The 19363-nt window shown below is 58.4% G+C and carries 17 protein-coding genes; 8 read left to right on the top strand and 9 right to left on the bottom strand.

Going from position 1 to position 19363, the window contains the following annotated elements; all coding sequences use genetic code 11:
* Positions 1-41: 41 nt before the first annotated feature.
* Positions 42-1148, top strand: coding sequence for an NAD/NADP-dependent octopine/nopaline dehydrogenase family protein (locus AEQ67_RS20595; protein ID WP_059405664.1), 1107 nt, complete (start codon positions 42-44; stop codon positions 1146-1148).
* On the top strand, positions 1148-2146 hold the full coding sequence (locus AEQ67_RS20590) for a 3-hydroxybutyryl-CoA dehydrogenase (RefSeq protein ID WP_059405663.1): 999 nt from the start codon (positions 1148-1150) through the stop codon (positions 2144-2146). Before AEQ67_RS20595 ends, AEQ67_RS20590 begins: the two co-directional genes overlap by 1 nt.
* Before the next feature lie 453 nt (positions 2147-2599).
* Here the strand turns inward: AEQ67_RS20590 and AEQ67_RS20585 are convergent, their stop codons facing one another.
* The 4 genes from AEQ67_RS20585 to AEQ67_RS20570 all read right to left on the bottom strand — a co-directional run bounded on the left by AEQ67_RS20585 (position 2600) and on the right by AEQ67_RS20570 (position 6253).
* Complete coding sequence (locus AEQ67_RS20585) at positions 2600-2935, bottom strand: hypothetical protein (protein WP_059405662.1); 336 nt, start codon at positions 2933-2935, stop codon at positions 2600-2602.
* A gap of 73 nt (positions 2936-3008) precedes the next feature.
* Positions 3009-3569 (bottom strand): SCO family protein, encoded by a 561-nt coding sequence (locus AEQ67_RS20580; RefSeq protein WP_059405661.1) that lies wholly within the window; start codon positions 3567-3569, stop codon positions 3009-3011.
* Positions 3570-3572: 3 nt separating this feature from the next.
* Positions 3573-4709 (bottom strand): hypothetical protein, encoded by a 1137-nt coding sequence (locus tag AEQ67_RS20575; RefSeq protein ID WP_059405660.1) that lies wholly within the window; start codon positions 4707-4709, stop codon positions 3573-3575.
* A gap of 11 nt (positions 4710-4720) precedes the next feature.
* Complete coding sequence (locus AEQ67_RS20570; protein ID WP_059405659.1) at positions 4721-6253, bottom strand: multicopper oxidase family protein; 1533 nt, start codon at positions 6251-6253, stop codon at positions 4721-4723.
* A 696-nt stretch (positions 6254-6949) separates the two neighbouring features.
* Between AEQ67_RS20570 and yiaY the strand changes: the two genes are divergently transcribed.
* Positions 6950-8098: an L-threonine dehydrogenase gene (gene yiaY / locus AEQ67_RS20565; RefSeq protein WP_059405658.1), complete on the top strand. Its 1149-nt coding sequence runs from the start codon at positions 6950-6952 to the stop codon at positions 8096-8098.
* Positions 8099-8161: 63 nt separating this feature from the next.
* Here the strand turns inward: yiaY and AEQ67_RS20560 are convergent, their stop codons facing one another.
* Positions 8162-8617 (bottom strand): DUF6130 family protein, encoded by a 456-nt coding sequence (locus AEQ67_RS20560; RefSeq protein WP_059405657.1) that lies wholly within the window; start codon positions 8615-8617, stop codon positions 8162-8164.
* A 111-nt stretch (positions 8618-8728) separates the two neighbouring features.
* Positions 8729-9202 carry an Lrp/AsnC family transcriptional regulator gene (locus AEQ67_RS20555; protein WP_059405656.1) on the bottom strand — a complete coding sequence of 158 codons (474 nt, stop codon included), beginning with the start codon at positions 9200-9202 and terminating at the stop codon, positions 8729-8731.
* Positions 9203-9322: 120 nt separating this feature from the next.
* Between AEQ67_RS20555 and mdeB the strand changes: the two genes are divergently transcribed.
* The gene (mdeB, locus tag AEQ67_RS20550) at positions 9323-12031 is read left to right on the top strand and encodes an alpha-ketoglutarate dehydrogenase (protein ID WP_059405655.1); all 2709 of its coding nucleotides are present in this window, start codon (positions 9323-9325) and stop codon (positions 12029-12031) included.
* A gap of 229 nt (positions 12032-12260) precedes the next feature.
* Here mdeB and AEQ67_RS20545 read toward each other — a convergent pair whose 3' ends face one another.
* Complete coding sequence (locus AEQ67_RS20545) at positions 12261-13001, bottom strand: NAD-dependent epimerase/dehydratase family protein (RefSeq protein WP_059405654.1); 741 nt, start codon at positions 12999-13001, stop codon at positions 12261-12263.
* Between the two features lie 395 nt (positions 13002-13396).
* Between AEQ67_RS20545 and AEQ67_RS20540 the strand changes: the two genes are divergently transcribed.
* Entirely contained in the window at positions 13397-15406 is a 2010-nt protein-coding gene (locus AEQ67_RS20540) for a putative bifunctional diguanylate cyclase/phosphodiesterase (protein ID WP_082377927.1), read from the top strand.
* Between the two features lie 158 nt (positions 15407-15564).
* On the opposite strand, the gene AEQ67_RS20535 is transcribed toward AEQ67_RS20540, so the two are convergent.
* Complete coding sequence (locus AEQ67_RS20535; protein ID WP_059405652.1) at positions 15565-15927, bottom strand: winged helix-turn-helix transcriptional regulator; 363 nt, start codon at positions 15925-15927, stop codon at positions 15565-15567.
* A gap of 113 nt (positions 15928-16040) precedes the next feature.
* Here AEQ67_RS20535 and AEQ67_RS20530 point away from each other — a divergent pair, with 113 nt between their 5' ends.
* Positions 16041-16775, top strand: coding sequence for an SDR family NAD(P)-dependent oxidoreductase (locus AEQ67_RS20530; RefSeq protein WP_059405651.1), 735 nt, complete (start codon positions 16041-16043; stop codon positions 16773-16775).
* Between the two features lie 70 nt (positions 16776-16845).
* Positions 16846-17445: an NADPH-dependent F420 reductase gene (locus AEQ67_RS20525; RefSeq protein ID WP_059405650.1), complete on the top strand. Its 600-nt coding sequence runs from the start codon at positions 16846-16848 to the stop codon at positions 17443-17445.
* A gap of 121 nt (positions 17446-17566) precedes the next feature.
* Here AEQ67_RS20525 and AEQ67_RS20520 read toward each other — a convergent pair whose 3' ends face one another.
* Entirely contained in the window at positions 17567-18019 is a 453-nt protein-coding gene (locus AEQ67_RS20520; RefSeq protein ID WP_059405649.1) for a winged helix-turn-helix transcriptional regulator, read from the bottom strand.
* A 296-nt stretch (positions 18020-18315) separates the two neighbouring features.
* Here AEQ67_RS20520 and AEQ67_RS20515 point away from each other — a divergent pair, with 296 nt between their 5' ends.
* Positions 18316-19257, top strand: a complete 942-nt coding sequence (locus tag AEQ67_RS20515) for an SDR family oxidoreductase (protein ID WP_059405648.1) — start codon at positions 18316-18318, stop codon at positions 19255-19257.
* The last annotated feature ends 106 nt before the right edge of the window (positions 19258-19363 follow it).

Genomic DNA, 19363 nt, shown 5'->3' with positions numbered 1-19363 from the left:
CGGCCCGATAGCATCGAGTCTCTTACAAGAGGAGCAACTCGATGAATATTACGGTGCTGGGTGGTGGACACGGTTGTTACGCGGCGGCGGTCGAAATGGCTGAAAAGGGGCATCCGACGCGCCTGTGGCGTCGTGATTCGGCAGCGCTCAAGGAACTGCTGGCCATCGGTAGCCTGACCATCAGGGACTTCCGGGGCACTCGTCAGTTGTCTGTCGGCCGGCAGGGCGACAAGCTGTCGCTGACCGACGACCTGGCCGAGGCCCTGAGCGACGCGCAACTGGTCATCATCCCGTTGCCGTCGACGTCCCACGAAGACTTGGCCAAACACGTCGCGCCGCACTTGCACGACGGTCAGGTGGTGTTCCTGCCGCCAGGCACGTTCGGCAGCTACGTGTTCGCCAAGGCCATGGCCGACGCGGGCAACCAGAGCAAGGTCGCCTTTGCCGAAACCGGTACGCTGCCGTACCTGGTCCGCAAGCACGGCGCCAGTAACCTGGTGATCAGCGGCTACGCCACCCGCCTGCCGACCGGCGTGTTCCCCAGCAAACTGTCTGAGTATGCCTTTGCAGTGTTGCGCGAGACCTACCCGAGTGTCGAACCGATAGAAGACGCCCTGAGCGGTGCGTTGATGAACGCAGGCCCCATCATTCACCCGCCGCTGATCATGATGAACGCAGGTCCGCTGGAGCATTTCGAGGCCTGGGACATTCACAACGAAGGCACCCAGCCGTCGATTCGTCGTGTGACCAACCAACTCGATGCCGAGCGCATGAATGTGCGCGACGCACTCACCTACGGCGCACCGCACTTTCCCCTGGCCGATCACTACAACACCAGCGAAGGCGAGGAGTGGATGTACGGTCGCGGCGCCCATGGCAAGCTGACCGACAGCGGCGACTGGCGCGAGGACATCGACCTGCAAACGCATCGCTACATGCTCGAAGATACCCGTCTGGGCCTGTCCTTCCTGGTTTCCGTCGGCCGTTGGGCCGGTGTGCCAACCCCGGTGGCGCAGGGCCTGCTGAGCATTGCCTCGGTGGTTGCCGAGCGTGATCTCTACGCAGAGGGTCGCACCCTGGAAAACCTGGGACTGGCCAAGTTGAGCCGGGCGCAGATGACCGAACTGCTGACCGAGGGCTACAACTGATGAACACTGCGCTGCCCAATGTCAGCGTGGTCGGCGCCGGCCGGATGGGCGAGGGCATTGCCCTGGCGTTCATCCATGCGGGCCTGCCGGTCACCCTCATCGACATCAAGGATCGAGCCGAGGAAGAGCGGCACGGCTACTTCGAACGGGTGCGAACTAATATCCGCAGTGAACTACAGATGCTGGTACGCCTCGGCGTTCTCGAGCGGGAACAGGCGGACATCGCTATCTCCCGGTTGACCCTGCAATCCAGGTCCGAGGCCGCACCGGCATTGCGCCTGTGCGACCTGGTGTTCGAAGCCGTGCCGGAAGTCATCGAGGTCAAGCGGGAGACCTTCGCCTGGGTCAGCGAGCATGTCCCGGCGTCGACCATCATCGCCTCGACCACCTCGACGTTTCTGGTCACCGCGCTGAGTGAAATGGTCAGTGAGCCGCAACGCTTCGTCAACGCGCACTGGCTGAATCCCGCGTACCTGATGCCGCTGGTGGAAGTCAGTCACAGCGACGCGACCTGCCCACACGTGGTCGAGCGGCTGCTGCAACTGCTCAAGCGCATCGGCAAGGTGCCCGTGGTCTGCAACCCGGTGGCGGGCTATATCGTGCCGCGCATCCAGGCGCTGGCGATGAACGAGGCCGCACGGATGGTGGAAGAGGGCGTGGCCAGCGCAGAAGACATCGACACCGCGGTGCGCGTCGGCTTTGGTTTGCGCTTCTCGGTGCTGGGCCTGCTTGAGTTCATCGATTGGGGGGGCGGCGACATTCTCTACTACGCCTCACGTTACCTGAGTGGCGCGCTGTCGCCGCGTTTCGAGTCGCCGCAGGTGATTGCCGACAACGTGCAAAACGGCCGCAATGGCTTGCGAGATGGCCAGGGCTTCTACGACTACCGTGACCTGGATGTAGAAGCCTACAAGCAGGAGCGGCTTGGTGCCTTTGTCCGCAAGCTGGAGTTGTCGGGGCTGACGCCAGCGTTCGATGGCGCGTTGAGGCAGGGCTGAGCATCAGGGTCGGAATGCCGGGCCACTTTTCACACTTCTGACGGGGCGGCACACACGAAAAGCCTGGACGCTTTCCCAGCACGCTTTGCTGGGTGCATCCAGGCGTTGGCGTGACGCTCGAATCAGATGACGCGGGCCTCGATGACGCTGTGCGAGTAGATTATGGGCGTGACAACACGGGCGTCCGCTTCTCGCTGATTGCTGCCCTGCACGAAGGGCCACAAACGACCCAAAGCGGACTTTCGGTGACACCCGTTGATTCCAAACAATCACACAATTTTTTTAATTTTGTTGGTGCTATGGTTTGCCATACTCGGCTTTGATTTAGGAAACCGATGCTCGATGGTTGTCTTTTTGCACTTGGAGTCGCAGTTCAATTGCACCAAGTGCCCAGTAGTTGCAGCAAGGCTCCTCGAGATTGTTTATAAATCGCAGGTGGTGCTTTTTAATCAGTTATTTTAGGGTGATCGTCCAAGTGATAAAGCCTGCAATGCCTGTCGTACAGGTCAGGGCGATTAGAAAAAGTCCGTCGATCACTTTTTCCAGCAAGTGATTACGGTTCAACTGTCGGGTACGCAATGCCCAGTACGATAGAAGTGTCGTGATCAAATACAAAATGGCGTTGATCGCTAGAAAGTCATCACCTAGAGAGTCTTCACTTCTCAAAGTGCTCACCACTTGAAAAATTCCGATGACCGTAATGCAAACGCCCACCATAGCGGCTGAGGCGGTAAAAATATGAACACAGATGTCTTCATTCAAACTGACAGGAGGCTTTGATTCGTTCATGGCGTTTTCCCTGCAAAGATAAAAACCTGATAGCAGGATCGCGGGGACCATTCTTCTCGCCGATACAGTTCAGTCAGGTCGGTTCGTCAGCCAGTGCAGCCACTACCTGTCTCTCAATCTCTTTTTCATCCATTCCTCGCCCGAAATGCTTTAGATAGCGGCCCTGGCTGTCGAGTAAAAACAATATCGTCGAGTGGTCCATCATGTATTGGTCCGGTTTGTCGCCGGTCGGCACTTTCTTGTAATACACGTGATAAATATCGGTTATGTGGGTGATCTCTTGCGCCGAACCGGTCAGCCCGACGAAGTTGCTGGAAAAGTAGTTCACATACGCCTTGAGCTTGACGGGGGTGTCGCGTTCCGGGTCAATGGTGACGAAGACCGGCCGCAGCGTGATACCTTGCTGCTGTTGCAATTGTTTGCTGATGCGGGCCATTTTCGCAAGATCAGTCGGGCAAATGGCCGGGCAGGTCATGAAGCCGAAGTACAGCAACGCAGGTTGACCAAAACTGCGTTCGGTGACGCGCTCACCATTCTGGTTGGTCAGCTGGAACGGCCCGCCGATATCGGTACGGGTGGCGGCCGTCGAACTCACTGCCGTTGCCGCCAATAGCAACGCCATTAGCCACTTCATCGCTCAGTACCCTCCCGAATAGGTCAAGGCCAGGCCCACCAGTTCGGACATCTGGCCGTCCTCTTTCTGGGTGCCGGCGGACAAGCCGAGTTTGATCTGACCGGTGATGTTGTAAGTCAGGCTCAACTCGTTGAGGTAGTCCTGGTGATCTGCGCCTCCGTTCGATTCGCGATGCTTGTCGGTGCGCGTCGCGCCCAGCGCCCAGTCGCCGAAATCGAAGGTCAGCGAGGTGGTCAGATAGCGGGTGTCGTTGCCCTTGATGCCGTCCTCGTTGTCGACATCGGCGAATTCGACGAAGGGCACTATATCGAAGTAACGCCCCGCCAGCGTCGGCTCAAGATCGGTACTCGGCGCATAGGCCCAGATGTAGCGGGCCGAGGCGATTTTGATGGTTTCATCGTCTTCGCCAGGCGGATCGGGCTGCGTCTCGTCCTCGGCCTTTTTGTTGAACATATAGCCGGCCTGCATTTCCAGATAAGGCACCGCCGGAATCGCTATCCAGTTCACCGTCACCGCATAGGAATTGAGCTTGCCGGTATTTGATGGACCGCCAGCGCTGCGCTGCAACTTCTCGCCATGGCGCAGGTACGGCCGGCCGAGAAACGAATTGTCCGCGGTATACACGCTCAGGTTGGGTTCGATCATCCCAAGTTTCTGGTCGAAAAAGCGGTACGCCACGGTGCCGCCGAGCATGCCGTCGAGGTCGTAGGTGGCGACGTAATCATTGGTGTAGAGGCCGGGCGCCTGGTCCTGCGCCCGACCGAACGGCACATGGTATTTGCCGACCGAAAAGGCCGAATTGGCGTTGTTCTGGTAGTAGTTCAAGTCATTGATCACCAGTCCCACGTCTTCGAAGAAACGCTTTTGCCCAGGTTCTGGTCCAGCGACGGGATTGATCTCGGTGGACAGCTGGATCTGCTGATCGTGGGTAAAGCGAAAGTAGAACGTGCTGTTGATATCCGGGTAGGCATCCGTGCTGTTGCGATTGCCGCCTTGAGGCGAATCGGCATGCACGTGGTCATATTGAAAGGTCGCGTCGTAATCCATGCCGACGTTGGGGTATTGGCCGTCATCGGCCAGCGTTGACTCGACAGCACACACCGATCCCAGCAAAACAACAGCCAAGCGATAGTTGCTCATGGCGCCCCCCTTTACTTGATCAGCGGGCTGGACTGTTTCGAGTCCCGTCCGGTATTGCGCAGGTAGGAGCACAACTGGTTGTTTTCACCGTACAGCCCGCCCAACGGTTCGAGTTTGACCGCCTGCTCGTAGTCTTCGGGCTTGACTACCTGGATCGCTTGCATCATGCCCCCGTCCTCATGTTCGAGGATGTGACAGTGGTAGACGAACTTGCCCAGGATCACCGGATCGCGAAAGGGAATGCGCACGGTGATCGAACCCGTGGCGGGAATGAACACGTTGTCTCGGTAACCGCTGAATTGCACCGGTTTACCGTTGATCTCGGTCACCTGGAAATCCACCTGGTGGATATGAAACTGGTGCAATTCCTGGGACGGGTTGAACAGTCGCCACTCTTCTACATCGCCGAGCTTGACCGTGGTGTTGACCCGGTCCAGCTCGAAGCGTGTGCCGTTGATCAAAAAGGCATTGGGGTCGCTGTCCGAATCCTGAAAGGCGAATTGACGAGTCTTGTTCACCGCGAGCTTGCTGAAGTCTTCGGCAGGTGGGTAGGCGCTGCTGATCTGTCTGGTCGCCACTCGCTCACCGCTGGAACGCAATATTGCCAGTTTGGCCGCAGGGTAATCGTCGCCGGCCGGCCCGGTGTTGCCCGAGCCCGTTTCGACTTCGTACGACCCGGCCGGTGGCCCGACCACCAACACACTGAACCGCGCCGACGGCCCGATCAGTACCTGGTCTGTATCGACCCGCCGCGTCACGGTATTGCCATCGCGCGACAACACCTGCATTGATTGCCCGTTGATGCGAATTCGGAAGTACTGGTTGGCGGCAATGTTGATGAAATGCCAGAGCTGGGTTTCTCCGGGATTGATATCGATGACGGGCACTTCCTGGCCATTGATCGTGCGAATCGACGGAGCACTAGTGATGATCTCGCTGGCAACCTTGCCGGTCAGGGTTTTCTGAAAGTTACGCAGCACCAGGACTTGTTCTTTGATGCCCTTGAGTTCGGGGAAGGGATCGAGCATGCCATCGACCAGGATTGGCCCGGCAATACCCGCTGACACCTGACGTTGGGAGCCACCATGAAAATGGCTGTGATACCAGTAGGCACCAGGGCTGTGATTAAGCGGCAGCTTGACGTTGTATTCGCCCACTTGATGGGGTTGGGTCACCCGGAAAATGTTGTCACCCTGGTCCAGCGGTGACACCTGCATGCCATGGAAATGCAGGTTAGTGATCTCGTCCATGCGGTTGTCCAGACTGATCGCCATCGTGCCACCCGGTCGAGTTCGAATCAGTGGCGAATCGTAATCGCCATTGAACACCAGCGACACGTAGCGTTCGTTACCGACGTTGACCTGCTGTTCGGAGGCCGTCAGTGTGGCGTGGGTGACGCCGCTGACATCGTAAGTGAATTCGGGATTCTGACGCAGAGGCTGCGAGGCGGGTTCGGTTGACTGCCGGTTCGCACAACCTGCCAACGCAAGAACCACCATGCTTGCGCAGAATGCAAAAGGACGGACGCTGAAAACTCTGGGCATGATCGCGACCTTCAGTGGCGTGGCGAAGAGCTGCGGGGCAGTTTGCCTGTGTGATGCTGCAATTGAAAAAAAACCGCTCCACAAAGCGAAAAGCCACGTTCTACGTGGCTTTGAGTGGTCTGCGTGAAACTCTTGCAGTGTAGATCAGGTAGGAAGGGCTGCAAGTAAGAGGAAATACGTCGTATTTGCTAAATTCAAAGCGCATTCGCCAAAGGCGCTGGCGGGGAGTTTGCTGCGCCGGCGCGAACAAGCCCCGTACCGACGCTGTATCAACGCCTGCACTCAGCCAATATAGCTTGGCGGGTACGGGAGGAGCACGGGTTGGCTTGTGCGTATTTCTTGGGCTCGGTGAGCTTGGGTATCACCCGACGCTGTTGATAGCGAAAGGCGCTATTGGCCGATCACTGCCTGTCAATTGATCTGCACACCTCCCGGTACTAAAGGAGGTGTCAATGAAAGCTAAAGGACCATTTCAGTCTGGCGTCATAGGGATAGGCTCAACCCCATGATCAAAAGATACTGGCTGCGATGGCCCATCCACCTCTGCAACTTAAAACACAGTTCGCCTGAACACTTGATGCCGCCCGGTCTCCCGCTGAGCGTCGTCAATGATGACCATCAGCCCCCTCACAGCCTGCGATATGAGTAGAAGACCTCACCCGATTTCCGGGTCTCCAGAATAAAAGAGGATTTATCATGAGCAGCACCTTCTTCATTCCCTCCGTGAACATGATGGGCATTGGCAGTCTCGACGAAGCGATGCTCGCCATCCGCAAATATGGTTTCCGTAAAGCCTTGATCGTCACTGATGCAGGCCTGGCCAAAGCCGGCGTGGCCGCCAAGGTTGCCGGCCTTCTGGCCCAGCAGGACATCGACTCCACCTTGTTTGATGGCGCCAAACCGAATCCGACGGTCAGCAATGTCGAGAAAGGCCTCGAACTGCTGGCTCGCAGCGACTGTGATTTCATTATTTCCCTGGGCGGCGGTTCACCCCATGACTGCGCCAAGGGCATTGCCCTGTGCGCCGCCAACGGCGGACACATCAGTGATTACGAAGGCGTGGATCAATCCGCCAAGCCACAGATGCCGCTGATCGCGATCAATACCACCGCTGGCACGGCGAGTGAAATGACCCGTTTCTGCATCATTACCGACGAAGTCCGGCACGTGAAAATGGCCATCGTCGACCGTAACGTCACACCGCTGTTGTCGGTCAACGATCCTTCGTTGATGGCGGGCATGCCCAAAGGCCTGACGGCCGCCACCGGCATGGACGCGTTGACTCACGCGATCGAAGCCTACGTGTCGACGGCGGCAACGCCGATCACCGATGCCTGTGCGCTCAAGGCCGTGGAATTGATCTCGGCCAACCTGCGCACGGCCGTTGCTCAGGGTGACGACATGAGCGCCCGGGAAAATATGGCCTACGCGCAATTTCTTGCCGGCATGGCCTTCAACAATGCTTCGCTGGGTTATGTCCACGCCATGGCGCACCAATTGGGTGGGTTCTACGACCTGCCTCACGGCGTCTGTAATGCGATCCTGCTGCCGCATGTCGCCAGCTTCAACGCCAGCGTATGCCCGGCTCGGTTTAAAGACATTGCCAACGCAATGGGCGTCGACACGCAGCATCTGGATGCGCAAAAAGGCGCCGCCGCGGCGATCACGGCCATCCGTAAATTGTCTTCGGATGTCGGTATTCCGAGCGGTCTCGCCGAACTGGGCGCCAAGGCCGACGACATCCCGATCCTGGCAACCAATGCCATGAAGGATGCCTGCGGCTTTACCAATCCGCGTCCTGCCAATCAGGACGAGATCGAGCAGATTTTCCATACGGCGATGTGAAGTGACACCAGCCCAATCAAAAGCCCCGCCTTCGGTTGAAGTGCGGGGCTTTTTTTGGGCTCTTCATGGGGCGCCCGTTGGTTTCTTCTCCGGAACTATAAAACTGACTGTCGTACTGGTGAGGATTTTGTGAGTCGGGTCGGCCACTTCAAGAACAACCTTGTGAGTGCCGGGTGTCAGTCCAACCAGGATAATCGGGTCTTCACTGGTGTGTGCCCATGTCCCTTTCCAGTCGTCGACGGTCACGTGAAGGTGACTGAGACGTGGCGATACATCAGCCGCCGCTTTGCCAAATACCGGCATGATCCTGGCGTGCTCTGTTCGATACTGGATGATGACAACACCGCGGGCGAGCGGCTCGGCAAGCGGCGGGTAGGCAATGAGTTTTGGCAGCGTCTCAGACTCCAACGGGAGTATCGCCGGTGGGGGATGGGTGTCTGCGACCTCTTCACCGCGCGCTGCCATACAAAAAAGGACACCTAACGTCAGGGCCAATAGATTTCCGGGAGCGAGGGACATGGTGTTTTTCTCCCGCGGGCTTTCACTCAAGGCTAGATTAACCTGGGCGGTTGTCTATTTATTGAGTCGACGCTGACAGGCCGTTTCTGGCCGATTGCGTTCTTGCAGCGGTTATCCGTTTTCTTTTCTCAAGGGCAGGGCGGTTTTATAGCGGACCTGTTTCAACGACAGGCTGGAACGAATTTTTTCTACTTCTGGCATAGGCGACAGTCGCTCGATGATGAAATGCTCCAACGCCTGCATGTCTGCCATCACGACGCGAATCAAATAGTCGGCATCACCGGTCATCAGATAGCACTCCATGACCTCGTCGCATTCGCAGATAGTGCGTTCGAAATTCTGCAACGACTCCCGGCCTTGCTGCTTGAGGCTGATGGAGATGAACACATTCAAACGCAAGCCCAGCGCCTCGGGCGCCAGTAGCGCCACGTACTCGCGAATGCAACCGGAGGCTTCCAGCGCTTTGACCCGGGCCAGGCACGGGGAGGGCGAAAGATGAACCCGCTTGGCCAATTCCACATTGGACAGGCTGCTGTCGTTTTGCAGCTCTCGAAGGATCTTCAGGTCAATACCATCGAAGTTCATTGTGCTTCTACTTTTAGGATGGGCAGTGTTTTATGCCGCCATTGATCGAAGTGAGTCTGCATAACGATCAGAAAAGCTGCGGGCCTCGGCATAGACTAATAAAAAAGCGAGGAGGTGCCTATGAGCCGTTTCCATTCCAACCAACCCGATGCAACCGCCGCCCCCCTGACCCAGAACGATCTCGACGAGCTGAGTGAATGGCGTGAGGCCCTGGAGTCGCTGGTGGCCACTCGCGGCCCCGAGCATGCGCGCCGGTTGCTCGACCAATTGGCTGAAGCGGCACGTGATCCATCCGTTGGCTGGCAGCCGCGCCGGGGCACGTCTTACGTCAACAGCATCCCTGTGTCGCAGCAACCGCTGTTCCCGGGTGATCTCGCCACGGAAGAACGCCTTGCTTCGATCATGCGCTGGAATGCTTTGGTCATGGTGGTCCGAGCCAATCGGGCCTACGGCGAACTCGGCGGCCATATCGCCAGTTACACCAGCGCAGCGGATCTGTTCGAGGTGGGCTTCAATCATTTTTTCCGGGCGCGTAATGACGTCTTCGACGGTGACCTGGTGTTCTTCCAGCCTCATTCGGCACCGGGCATCTATGCTCGCGCTTTCCTCGAAGGGCGATTGAACGAAACCGATCTTGAGCATTACCGCCAGGAAATCACCGCGCGAAAAACCGGTGCCCAAGGGCTGTCGAGCTACCCGCATCCATGGTTGATGCCGGACTTCTGGCAGTTCCCCACCGGTTCGATGGGCATCGGTCCGATCAGCTCGATTTTCCAGGCGCGCTTTATGCGCTACTTGCAGCACCGTGGCCTGCAAGACACCACTGACCGGCACGTCTGGGGGGTGTTTGGCGATGGCGAGATGGACGAGCCGGAAAGCATGTCGGCGCTGACCCTGGCCGCCCGTGAAGGCCTCGATAACCTGACGTGGGTGGTCAACTGTAACTTGCAGCGGCTTGACGGTCCGGTGCGCGGCAACGGGCGGATCATCGACGAACTGGAAGCGTTGTTCAGCGGTGCCGGATGGAACGTGATCAAAGTGGTCTGGGGTTCGGACTGGGACGCGCTACTGGCCAGGGACGAAGATGGCGCGCTGGTGCGCACGTTGTCGCAGACGGTCGATGGTCAGTTCCAGACGTTCGCCGCCAAGGATGGCGCCTACAACCGCGAACATTTCTTCGGCCAAAGCGCGTCACTGGCGTGGCTGGCCCACGGCTTGAGCGATGAGCAGATTGACCGCCTCAAACGTGGTGGCCACGACATTATCAAGATCTACGCCGCCTACCTTGCCGCCAGCCAGAAAGAGGGCAAGCCGACGGTGATCCTTGCCCAGACCAAGAAGGGTTTCGGCATGGGCGAAGCCGGGCAGGGCAAGATGACCACGCATCAGCAGAAGAAGCTCGACCGCGAGGCGCTGATCGCTTTCCGCAACCGCTTTCAGTTGCCGCTGTCGGATGAACAGGTCGAGTCGTTGAGCTTTTTCAAGCCGGCTGACGACAGCCGCGAAATGCGTTACCTGCATCAGCGGCGACAGTCTCTGGGTGGTTACATGCCGGCGCGCAATCGTACGGCCGCCGCCGTGCCGGTGCCTGCGATTGCCAGCTATGCCAGCTTTGCCACTCAGGCCGAGGGCAAGGAAATGTCCACCACCATGGCCTTCGTACGGATGCTCAGCAACCTGCTGAAGGACAAGCAACTGGGCCCGCGCATTGTGCCGATTGTCGCCGACGAAGCGCGCACCTTTGGCATGGCCAACCTGTTCAAGCAGATCGGTATCTACTCCAGCGTCGGCCAGCGTTACGAGCCCGAAGATATCGGCTCGATCCTCAGCTACCGTGAAGCCACCGACGGGCAGATTCTCGAAGAAGGCATCAGCGAAGCCAGCGCCATCAGCTCCTGGGTAGCCGCCGCCACCAGCTATTCGGCCCATGGCCTGCGTATGCTGCCGTTCTACATTTACTACTCGATGTTCGGCTTCCAGCGGGTCGGCGACCTGATATGGGCCGCCGCCGACCAACGTTCCCGTGGCTTCCTGCTCGGCGCCACGGCTGGGCGAACCACGCTCGGCGGTGAAGGTTTGCAGCATCAGGACGGCACCAGTCACCTGATCGCCGCCACTGTACCGAACTGTCGCGCCTACGATCCGGCGTTCGCCAGCGAGTTCGCGGTGATCCTCGACCATGGCATGCGCCAGATGCTCGAACAGGACGTCGACGAGTTCTACTACGTGACCCTGATGAATGAAAACTACCCGCAACCGACTTTACCCGAGGGCGTTGAGCGGGCGATTATTCGCGGCATGTATTGCTTCATTAAGCAGCAGCCGGCGACTCCGAAAGGCAAGGTGCGCTTGCTCGGCTCGGGCACTCTCCTGCGCGAAGCACTGGCCGCCGCCGAGCTGCTGGCCAACGATTGGCAGATTGCGAGCGAGGTGTGGAGCGTCACCAGTTTCAGTGAACTGGCGCGTGATGCGCGGGACGTCGAGCGCTGGAACAGGTTGCATCCGCAAGCCGACGTCCGCACCAGCTACCTTGGCGAATGCCTGCCCAGCGGCGCGCCGGTGGTGGCCGTGTCTGACTACGTGCGCGCGTTGCCGCAGTTGATCGGCTCGTACCTGCAATCACGCTATACCGTACTCGGCACCGATGGGTTTGGGCGAAGCGATACCCGCGCGGCCTTGCGCGACTTTTTCGAAGTCGATCGGCATCACATCGTGTTGGCAGCCCTCGCTACCCTTGCCGACGAAGGCACGGTTGATCGGCAACTCTGCGCCGAGGCAATCAAGCGCTATGAACTGGACAGCGAGAGCCAGGCGTCGTGGACCTGCTGACACGCGCCTTCCCCCGTCTCCTTTCAATCACCCTTCGTCCCTTGAGCCAGTGGCTCAAGGGGCTTTCAAGGCTACGTCGGTGGGAAGGGAAAGTAACAGGAACGTTGTTTGTTGCAGCGATAAGAGAAGGTTGGCGACGGAGTGCTGTTGGCGGATAGCAGCTGTTCGCGACTGGCCGCTTCCGACCCGAAGCGGACAGTCGAAGGGGCAGCAATTAATGAAGAATAGTTCAGTCAGGTTGAGCGTGTCCTTCAAGAATCTCAAATCCATCATCAAAGGGAGCGTACCCCACAACTTTTCTGGTCTTCTCGATAGAAAGTCGCTTATATCTGTTATCTGAGACCCCGTGGATAACATGGAATCCGCTCAGCTCGGCCTCGACGCAATTACTAAGTAGTGCGACAACATCCCTGATACTTATAAAAGCAGCTACATCCCTGTGACTGTGGTTTTCCCCTTGGTGAAATATAGCTACGTTTGCAATACGGACTGCGATTGTTGTCATTTGACCATCGTTTGCATACATCGAAGCCAGAGCTTCCCCGAACGCTTTGCTGACCCCGTATAAATTGCCTGGCTTAGGTGCCATAAATTCATGTACCTGGACATCCTCTGGATAACCTTCGATAGCCTGAGCGCTGCTCGCAAATATAAAGCGCTCGCAGCCTTGAGCCTTTGCGGCGAATAGCATGTTGTAGGTGCCCACAATATTCACAGGGAGCAGGGATGTCATGAAGTCGGCGTCTGGGCGAGGGTCAGCAGCGAGATGAATCACTGTATGTATGCCTTCGCAAGCTTCAAGGCAACTGGCTTGAACACTGATGTCGAGAGCGAAACGTTGTGCCGATTGCGGAAGTGTTGATACATCTATGTCGGCTAAACGCAAATCTGACTTATCGATATGCGCTTTCCAAAAAGCGCTGCCAATTCGGCCCGCAGCACCTGTGATTAAAATTTTTCGCGCGTTCATTTCAGCATGTCCTTATGGTAAACGTCACTGTAGCTTCCCAGCGTCGTGGTTGGTTGACAACCTCCCAGGAGAGTAACAAGCATCAACTCGTCCGTTTCTGGCCGAATTCTGCCTGTCGCGACGGGCTGCAATCGATCCAAAGCGGTCTGCCAGTGGCTACGGCTTTGGTGCAATAGACGCCACGGTTTGCACATGACACGGTGCGCAGAAGGATTGATAAGTACATTCATGCTTAAGCCATTTACGGCCCCAAGATTGTCGTTTTGCTTATGTAGGCATAAATACTGGACCGTCATTATCAAATAATTAAGGGTGAGTTCGTTTTCGACTAAGCTAAAGGTTTGGTGGATATTGCCAATAAGAATGGAAGCAGCCACGTCTACATGAGGTAGCGCATGAGCAATTTACCACCAGCAAGTTCGGAGCATCCTGAAGCTTTTGTGCAACCGATTGCCGTTCCCAGGCTGACACGTTGGAGTAATAGCATTCCCAGCCAATGGGCGCGCTATGGGTTGATTCTCGTGCTGCTCGCCATCAGCTTCTTTGCGGTGTGGTCGTCAGTGACCACTGGACGACTGGGGCAGGCAGCGATCGCTTCGAGTGTCCTGTCCGACCACTACACAGCGGCGGCGACTGCGGTGGCTGCCGCCGAGTCGCTGGAGCGCCTCTATCGCCTGGAGCCGGGGCCGCCAGTCCTTCGTCGTTTCAACGACGCGGTGCAGGACCTCACGCGTGCACTCGGGCATATTCAGCGTACCGGGTCGCCTGCGGACCACCTCCTTGCCCAAAGTGTGCTCACGGCACTGACGCCCTTCCTGGACAGCGTCAACAAGTTATTCAAGGCCGTTGACGCTGGCAATGATGCCGAGGCGCGCCGGATTGACATTGACGAGGGCGACCCGCTGTTCGAAAAGATTGAAAAAGGCGTCTTGCAAGCAGCGGCCAATCACCACAAGGAGTCCATCGTGGCGCTGGAGAAGCTGCGCACGCGGGAGTCCTTCAATGCGGATAGCACCCCTATCGTTTTCATCGCCGGGCTGATTCTCGCCGGGCTTTTCGCGCAAATACTGCGACGCACCCGGGTCGAACTCGACAGCCAACGCAAGGATGCCTTGCACGCGTCGCTGCATGACAAGCTCACCGGGCTGGCCAATCGAACCCTCCTGGCCGATCGTTTCGAGCAGGCACTGCGCCTCGGGCGCCGTCAGGGCTCAACCACTGGCCTGTTGCTCATCGATCTAGACCGATTCAAGGAAGTCAACGACACCCTCGGGCATCACTACGGGGATCGCCTGCTTGACGCGATCGGCAAACGGCTGATCAGTGAAGCGCGGGAAATCGACACGGTCTGCCGGTTGGGTGGTGATGAGTTTGCGATTCTGCTTCCGTCCGTCGAAGACCTCGAAGGCGCGTTGAAAGCAGCGCAACGGCTGCACGACGCGATTACCGCATCGTTTGAAATCGATGGGGTCGAACTGGATGTCGAGGCCAGCTTCGGGGTTGTGGTGTCAGGGCTGCATGGTGATGAACCTTCAATGCTCATGCAGCGTGCCGACATCGCCATGTATGCAGCCAAGAAACAGGGCAAAGGCATACTCGCCTACGACCCGGGAGCGGATCGGCGCTCACCGGAACGCCTGGCCATGCTCGGCGAACTGCGGCGAGGTCTGGATCGCCGTGAATTGTTCCTGGAGTACCAGCCCAAGGTCAGCCTGAGCACAGGAGAAGTCACTGGCGTGGAGGCATTGGTGCGTTGGCAGCATCCGGTGCGCGGCCTCGTGAATCCGGATGAGTTCATTCCGTTTGCCGAACTCACCGGAATCATTGGCTCCCTGACTTACTACGTGCTGAACCTTGCGCTGTCTCAAGTGCGGGCCTGGGCCGACATCGGGATTTGCATACCGGTTGCCGTGAACATTTCTGCACGTAACCTGCTGGACGACAAATTGGTGGTTCAGATCGTCGATTTGCTTGAGCGGCACAAGTTGACCCCAAACATGCTCATGCTCGAAGTGACCGAATCCGCGATCATGCTCGATTCCTACGCGGCCCGGACCATCCTGAGGCAGTTACATGCGATGGGCATCCACATTGCCATCGATGATTTCGGCGTCGGCTATACCAGTCTGGCTCAGTTGAAGGATCTGCCCATCAGCGAACTCAAGATCGACAAATCCTTTGTCCTGGCCATGCAAAGCGATCAAGCCAACGAGCTCATCGTCCGGAGCGTTGTCGATCTGGGTCACAATCTTGGCATGACAGTCATTGCTGAAGGCGTAGAAACAGCTGGCGTGCTCGATGCGCTGGGCGGTTACCATTGCGACATGGCCCAGGGTTTTCATGTCTGCCGACCGGTCAGCGCCGAAGCGTTCATGCAGTGGTATGAAGAGCGAGAGCGCAAGTAGCTCGATCGCGTCTCACTGTTAGAAATTCTCGCCAATTTCGGCCTGTCACGCAGAGCGCGAAAACCACGCATCCTGACACTCTGATGCGGAAGCATTCGACCTGCCGCCCTCCCACGAACGTGCAGGGTCGTCCGACTCAGCAGCGCTTCAGTAGCCTGCTAGGGCAACGTGTCGCGCTTGGCGAAGATGCTTGCCATTTCCGCCATGTTCTCGGTGCCCCACGTGCACAGCGGGATGATCGCGTCAGCCAGGCTGCGACCGAGCGGGGTCAGCGCGTAGTCCACGCGCGGCGGCACTTCCTTGTAGTCGGTCCGCGCCAGCACGTGATCGGCCTCCAAATCCTTCAATTGCTGGATCAGCACCTTGTCACTGACGCCCTGGACCAGGCGCTTTAGTTCGCCATAACGCTTTGGGCCGTCGCGCAGGAAAAACAGGACCAGCGGTTTCCACTTGCCCGAGATGATGCGCAGCGTGGCGTTGAGTCCACAACCGGGGTCGCAGGTTTCAGAAGTCGTCGTCATTTTTTGGTACTTACCTAAAAGTGCATACTTGTCGTTAGGTTATCAGAACCGCATCCTTGGCCTCAAGCAAGCAACTCCCTGCTTCCCTGCAACGCTTAGGAAGGATGCACGACATGACCCGACTGAATGGAAAGACCGCTGTGATCACGGGTGGCGCTACCGGCATCGGCCGCGCCGCCGCAAAACGCTTCATCGAGGAGGGCGCCTTCGTCTTCATCTTTGGCCGCCGGCAGGATGCGCTCGACGCCGCTGTGGCCGAACTCGGGCCCAATGCCCGCGCGGTGAAGGGCTCTGTCTCCGATCTGGCCGACCTCGACCGACTCTACGCGGCGGTGAAGGCCGAGCGCGGAACCCTCGACATCGTCTTCGCCAATGCCGGGGCCGGAAGCCAGCTTGCGCTCGGCAAGATCACCGCCGAGCACATTGACGAAACCTTCGACACCAACGTGAAGGGGACGATCTTCACCGTCCAGAAGGCGCTGCCGCTGATGGGCGAGGGCGGTTCGATCATCCTCACCGGTTCGAGCGCCGGCACCACGGGCGCCCCGGGAATGAGCGCCTACAGCGCGAGCAAGGCGGCCGTGCGCAACCTTGCGCGGACCTGGGCGGAGGACTTGAAGGGCAGCGGCATTCGGGTAAATGTGCTGTCACCCGGGGCGACGGCGACCGAACTCGCGAAGGAAGCGCTGGGCGAAGAGGGCCAGAAAATCTACGCCGCGATGACGCCGCTGCAGCGCATGGCCGATCCGGCGGAGATCGGGGCCGTGGCTGCCTTTCTCGCGTCGCCGGACAGCAGCTTCATGACCGCCAGCGAAGTCGCCGTTGACGGCGGTCTTGCGCAACTCTGACGCCCTACGTCCAGGCGCTCCATTCGATTGTTCGGAGCGCCGTAGAACTCGGTAAACCTCAGGAGACTATATGAGCTACGCAATTATCGGTTTCGGCAATATCGGTCAGGCCTTGGCCAAGGCATTTGCCCGCAACGGCATCGAAGTCTCCGTTGCAACCACGCGCGACCCGCAAAGCTTTGCACCCGCCGCCGCAGCGATCGGACCTCAGATCATTCCCAAAAACCTGGCGGACGCGGTCAAGGCGGACATCGTCTTTCTGGCTGTCCGTTTCGAGTCGCATCCGGATGTCGCGAAGGCGCTGCCGACCTGGAAGGGAAAGATCATCGTCGATGTGACCAACGCCTACGGCGTGTCCCCTGAGGAACTCGGTGGACAGCCTTCTTCCAGGGTCGTCGCGCAGGCGTTCACGGGGGCAAGACTGGTCAAGGGCTTCAACCATTTGGGCGCCGCCGTCCTTGGCCAGGATCCGACCGTGAAGGGTGGCAGGAGAGTCGTGTTCCTGGCCAGCGACGATGACGACGCCGCAGCGGAAGTGGGTGCGCTGGCGGAAAACCTCGGTTTCTCACCGATCAAACTGGGCGGGCTGTCGGAAGGTGGACTGCTGGTGCAGGCGCGCGGGAATAGCTGGGGTCAACTGATCTTCAAGGACTTGGTCAAGTTCGACTGATGAATCGTGATCGCGGTCTTATAGGGAGATCGACTCATCAGGCCGACCTGGTGAAATGAAGGCCTGCCTGGCGGCAGGCCGTTACCGGCCCGCACAAAAAAAATCTGCCCCTCTCCTTTGTTCATCCCCCGCTCGCAGGAAAGAGGCACCCGCCATTGCGGACCAGCGCCTTCACTTCCTCGCTCACCTGCACCGGGTTTTGACTTAATCGAGCCACAAACTCCTCGCGGCGCAGCACGTACGATTTCGAATCATGCTTCGCGCTCCAGAGCACAATGTTGATCACTATTGGAATGAGGTCCAGGCCCTTCTCGGTCAACGTGTAGAAGTCCTTGCGCCTGTCGTCGGGGCTGGGCGCCTTCGAGAGCACGCCTTGCTCTTCAAGAAAGGCCAGTCGGGATGCAAGGACATTGGTCGCGATTCCCTCTTCCGATTTCAGGAAGTCGCCATACGTCTTCTTTCCCACAAAAACGATGTCGCGAATGATCAAGAGCGACCACCGATCGCCGAAAATCTCCACGCCGTAGTTCACCGCGCAATGGGACCGAAAGTCTTCTTTAAGAGTTGTCTTCATGGCTGGATCTTAACATCGCTTGCATGTCGCAAGTAAAATTCTCTCAATCACTTGCTTTTTGCAAGTGATGCGACCAGCATGGATCGTACGTTGAGTGAGTTCGCCGGATCGCCCCGGCAGCCGAAGAATGATCAATCCCACACCTGCAAGGAAACTGCGCATGAGCACTATCTCGGGGCCGCTGCTCATCGCCCACTCCGTCAAGCACACCCACTTCTCAATCGGCGTCAGCCATCTCGGCTGAGCGTTCCTGTAGTACCACTTCTCGCATCACATCACTCACATGGAGCATTAACATGCGCGTTTTCGTCACTGGAGGGACCGGCCATTCCGGTCCGTACATCATTTCCGACCTCATTGCAGCCGGTCACGAGGTCACTGCGCTTGCCCGGTCGGACAAGTCCGCAGAGGCGGTGTCTGCGCTTGGCGCCAAGGTGCGTCGCGGTGACCTTGATGATCTCGATGGGCTAAAAGCGGCGGCAGCGGATTCCGACGGTGTGATTCACGTCGCGCACAGGCAAGACCTGCTTCCCACCGGAGGCCTCGACGCGGTGGCTGCCGCGGAGCAGGCGATCATGCTCGCATACGGCGAGGCACTAAAGGGGACCGGAAAGCCGCTGGTCACGTCCGGGAGCATCGGCTCGCCGGGTTGGGAACCTCTCGGCCGTCCAGCCACCGAGGAGGATCCCACCCTCTCTGGCGGCGAGAAGTTCAAGGGCACCTTGCGCGTTCGTAACATCGTCGAAACCACCGTACTCGGTCTCGCCAGGCAAGGCGTGCGGTCCTCGGTCGTGCGGATTCCTACCATCATGCACAGCACGACCGACAACGCCGGCTTCCTCCCGATTCTGATCGGACTTGCCAAGGAGAAGGGCGTCATCGGTTATCCCGGTGATGGCAAGAACAACTGGTCAGCCGTGCACGCCCGCGACCTCGCCGTCGTGTTCCGTCTGGCACTGGAGAAGGGCCCTGCCGGCAAAAACTGGCACGCGGTTGCCGACGAGGCTATTTCGTTCCGCGAGATCGCCGAGGCCATTGGCCGCCGTCTGGGCCTGCCGGCCGTGAGCATTCCCGCGGATGTACTGATGCTGCCGGGATACTTTGGCTTCCTCGCGAATCTGGTCACGCTGGACCTCCCGGCATCCAGCCTCATCACCCGCCAGACCCTTGGTTGGGAGCCTGCTCAGCCCGGCCTGCTCGAGGACCTGGACAACGGCCATTACTTTCCTGCCGACTGAGTTGAGTTGAGGAGGGCGCCGGGGCGCAGCAGACCCGGCGGACAGCAATGTCGCGATGCGTGATCCGTTCGGGTAAAGACTCTGCCTATCCAGGGCTGGCATGAGG

This window comes from Pseudomonas sp. RIT-PI-q, from assembly GCF_001297125.1.
Lineage (GTDB): Bacteria > Pseudomonadota > Gammaproteobacteria > Pseudomonadales > Pseudomonadaceae > Aquipseudomonas.
The sequence above is the reverse complement of the archived record's forward strand: the minus strand, read 5'-3'. Positions and strand labels throughout refer to the sequence as shown.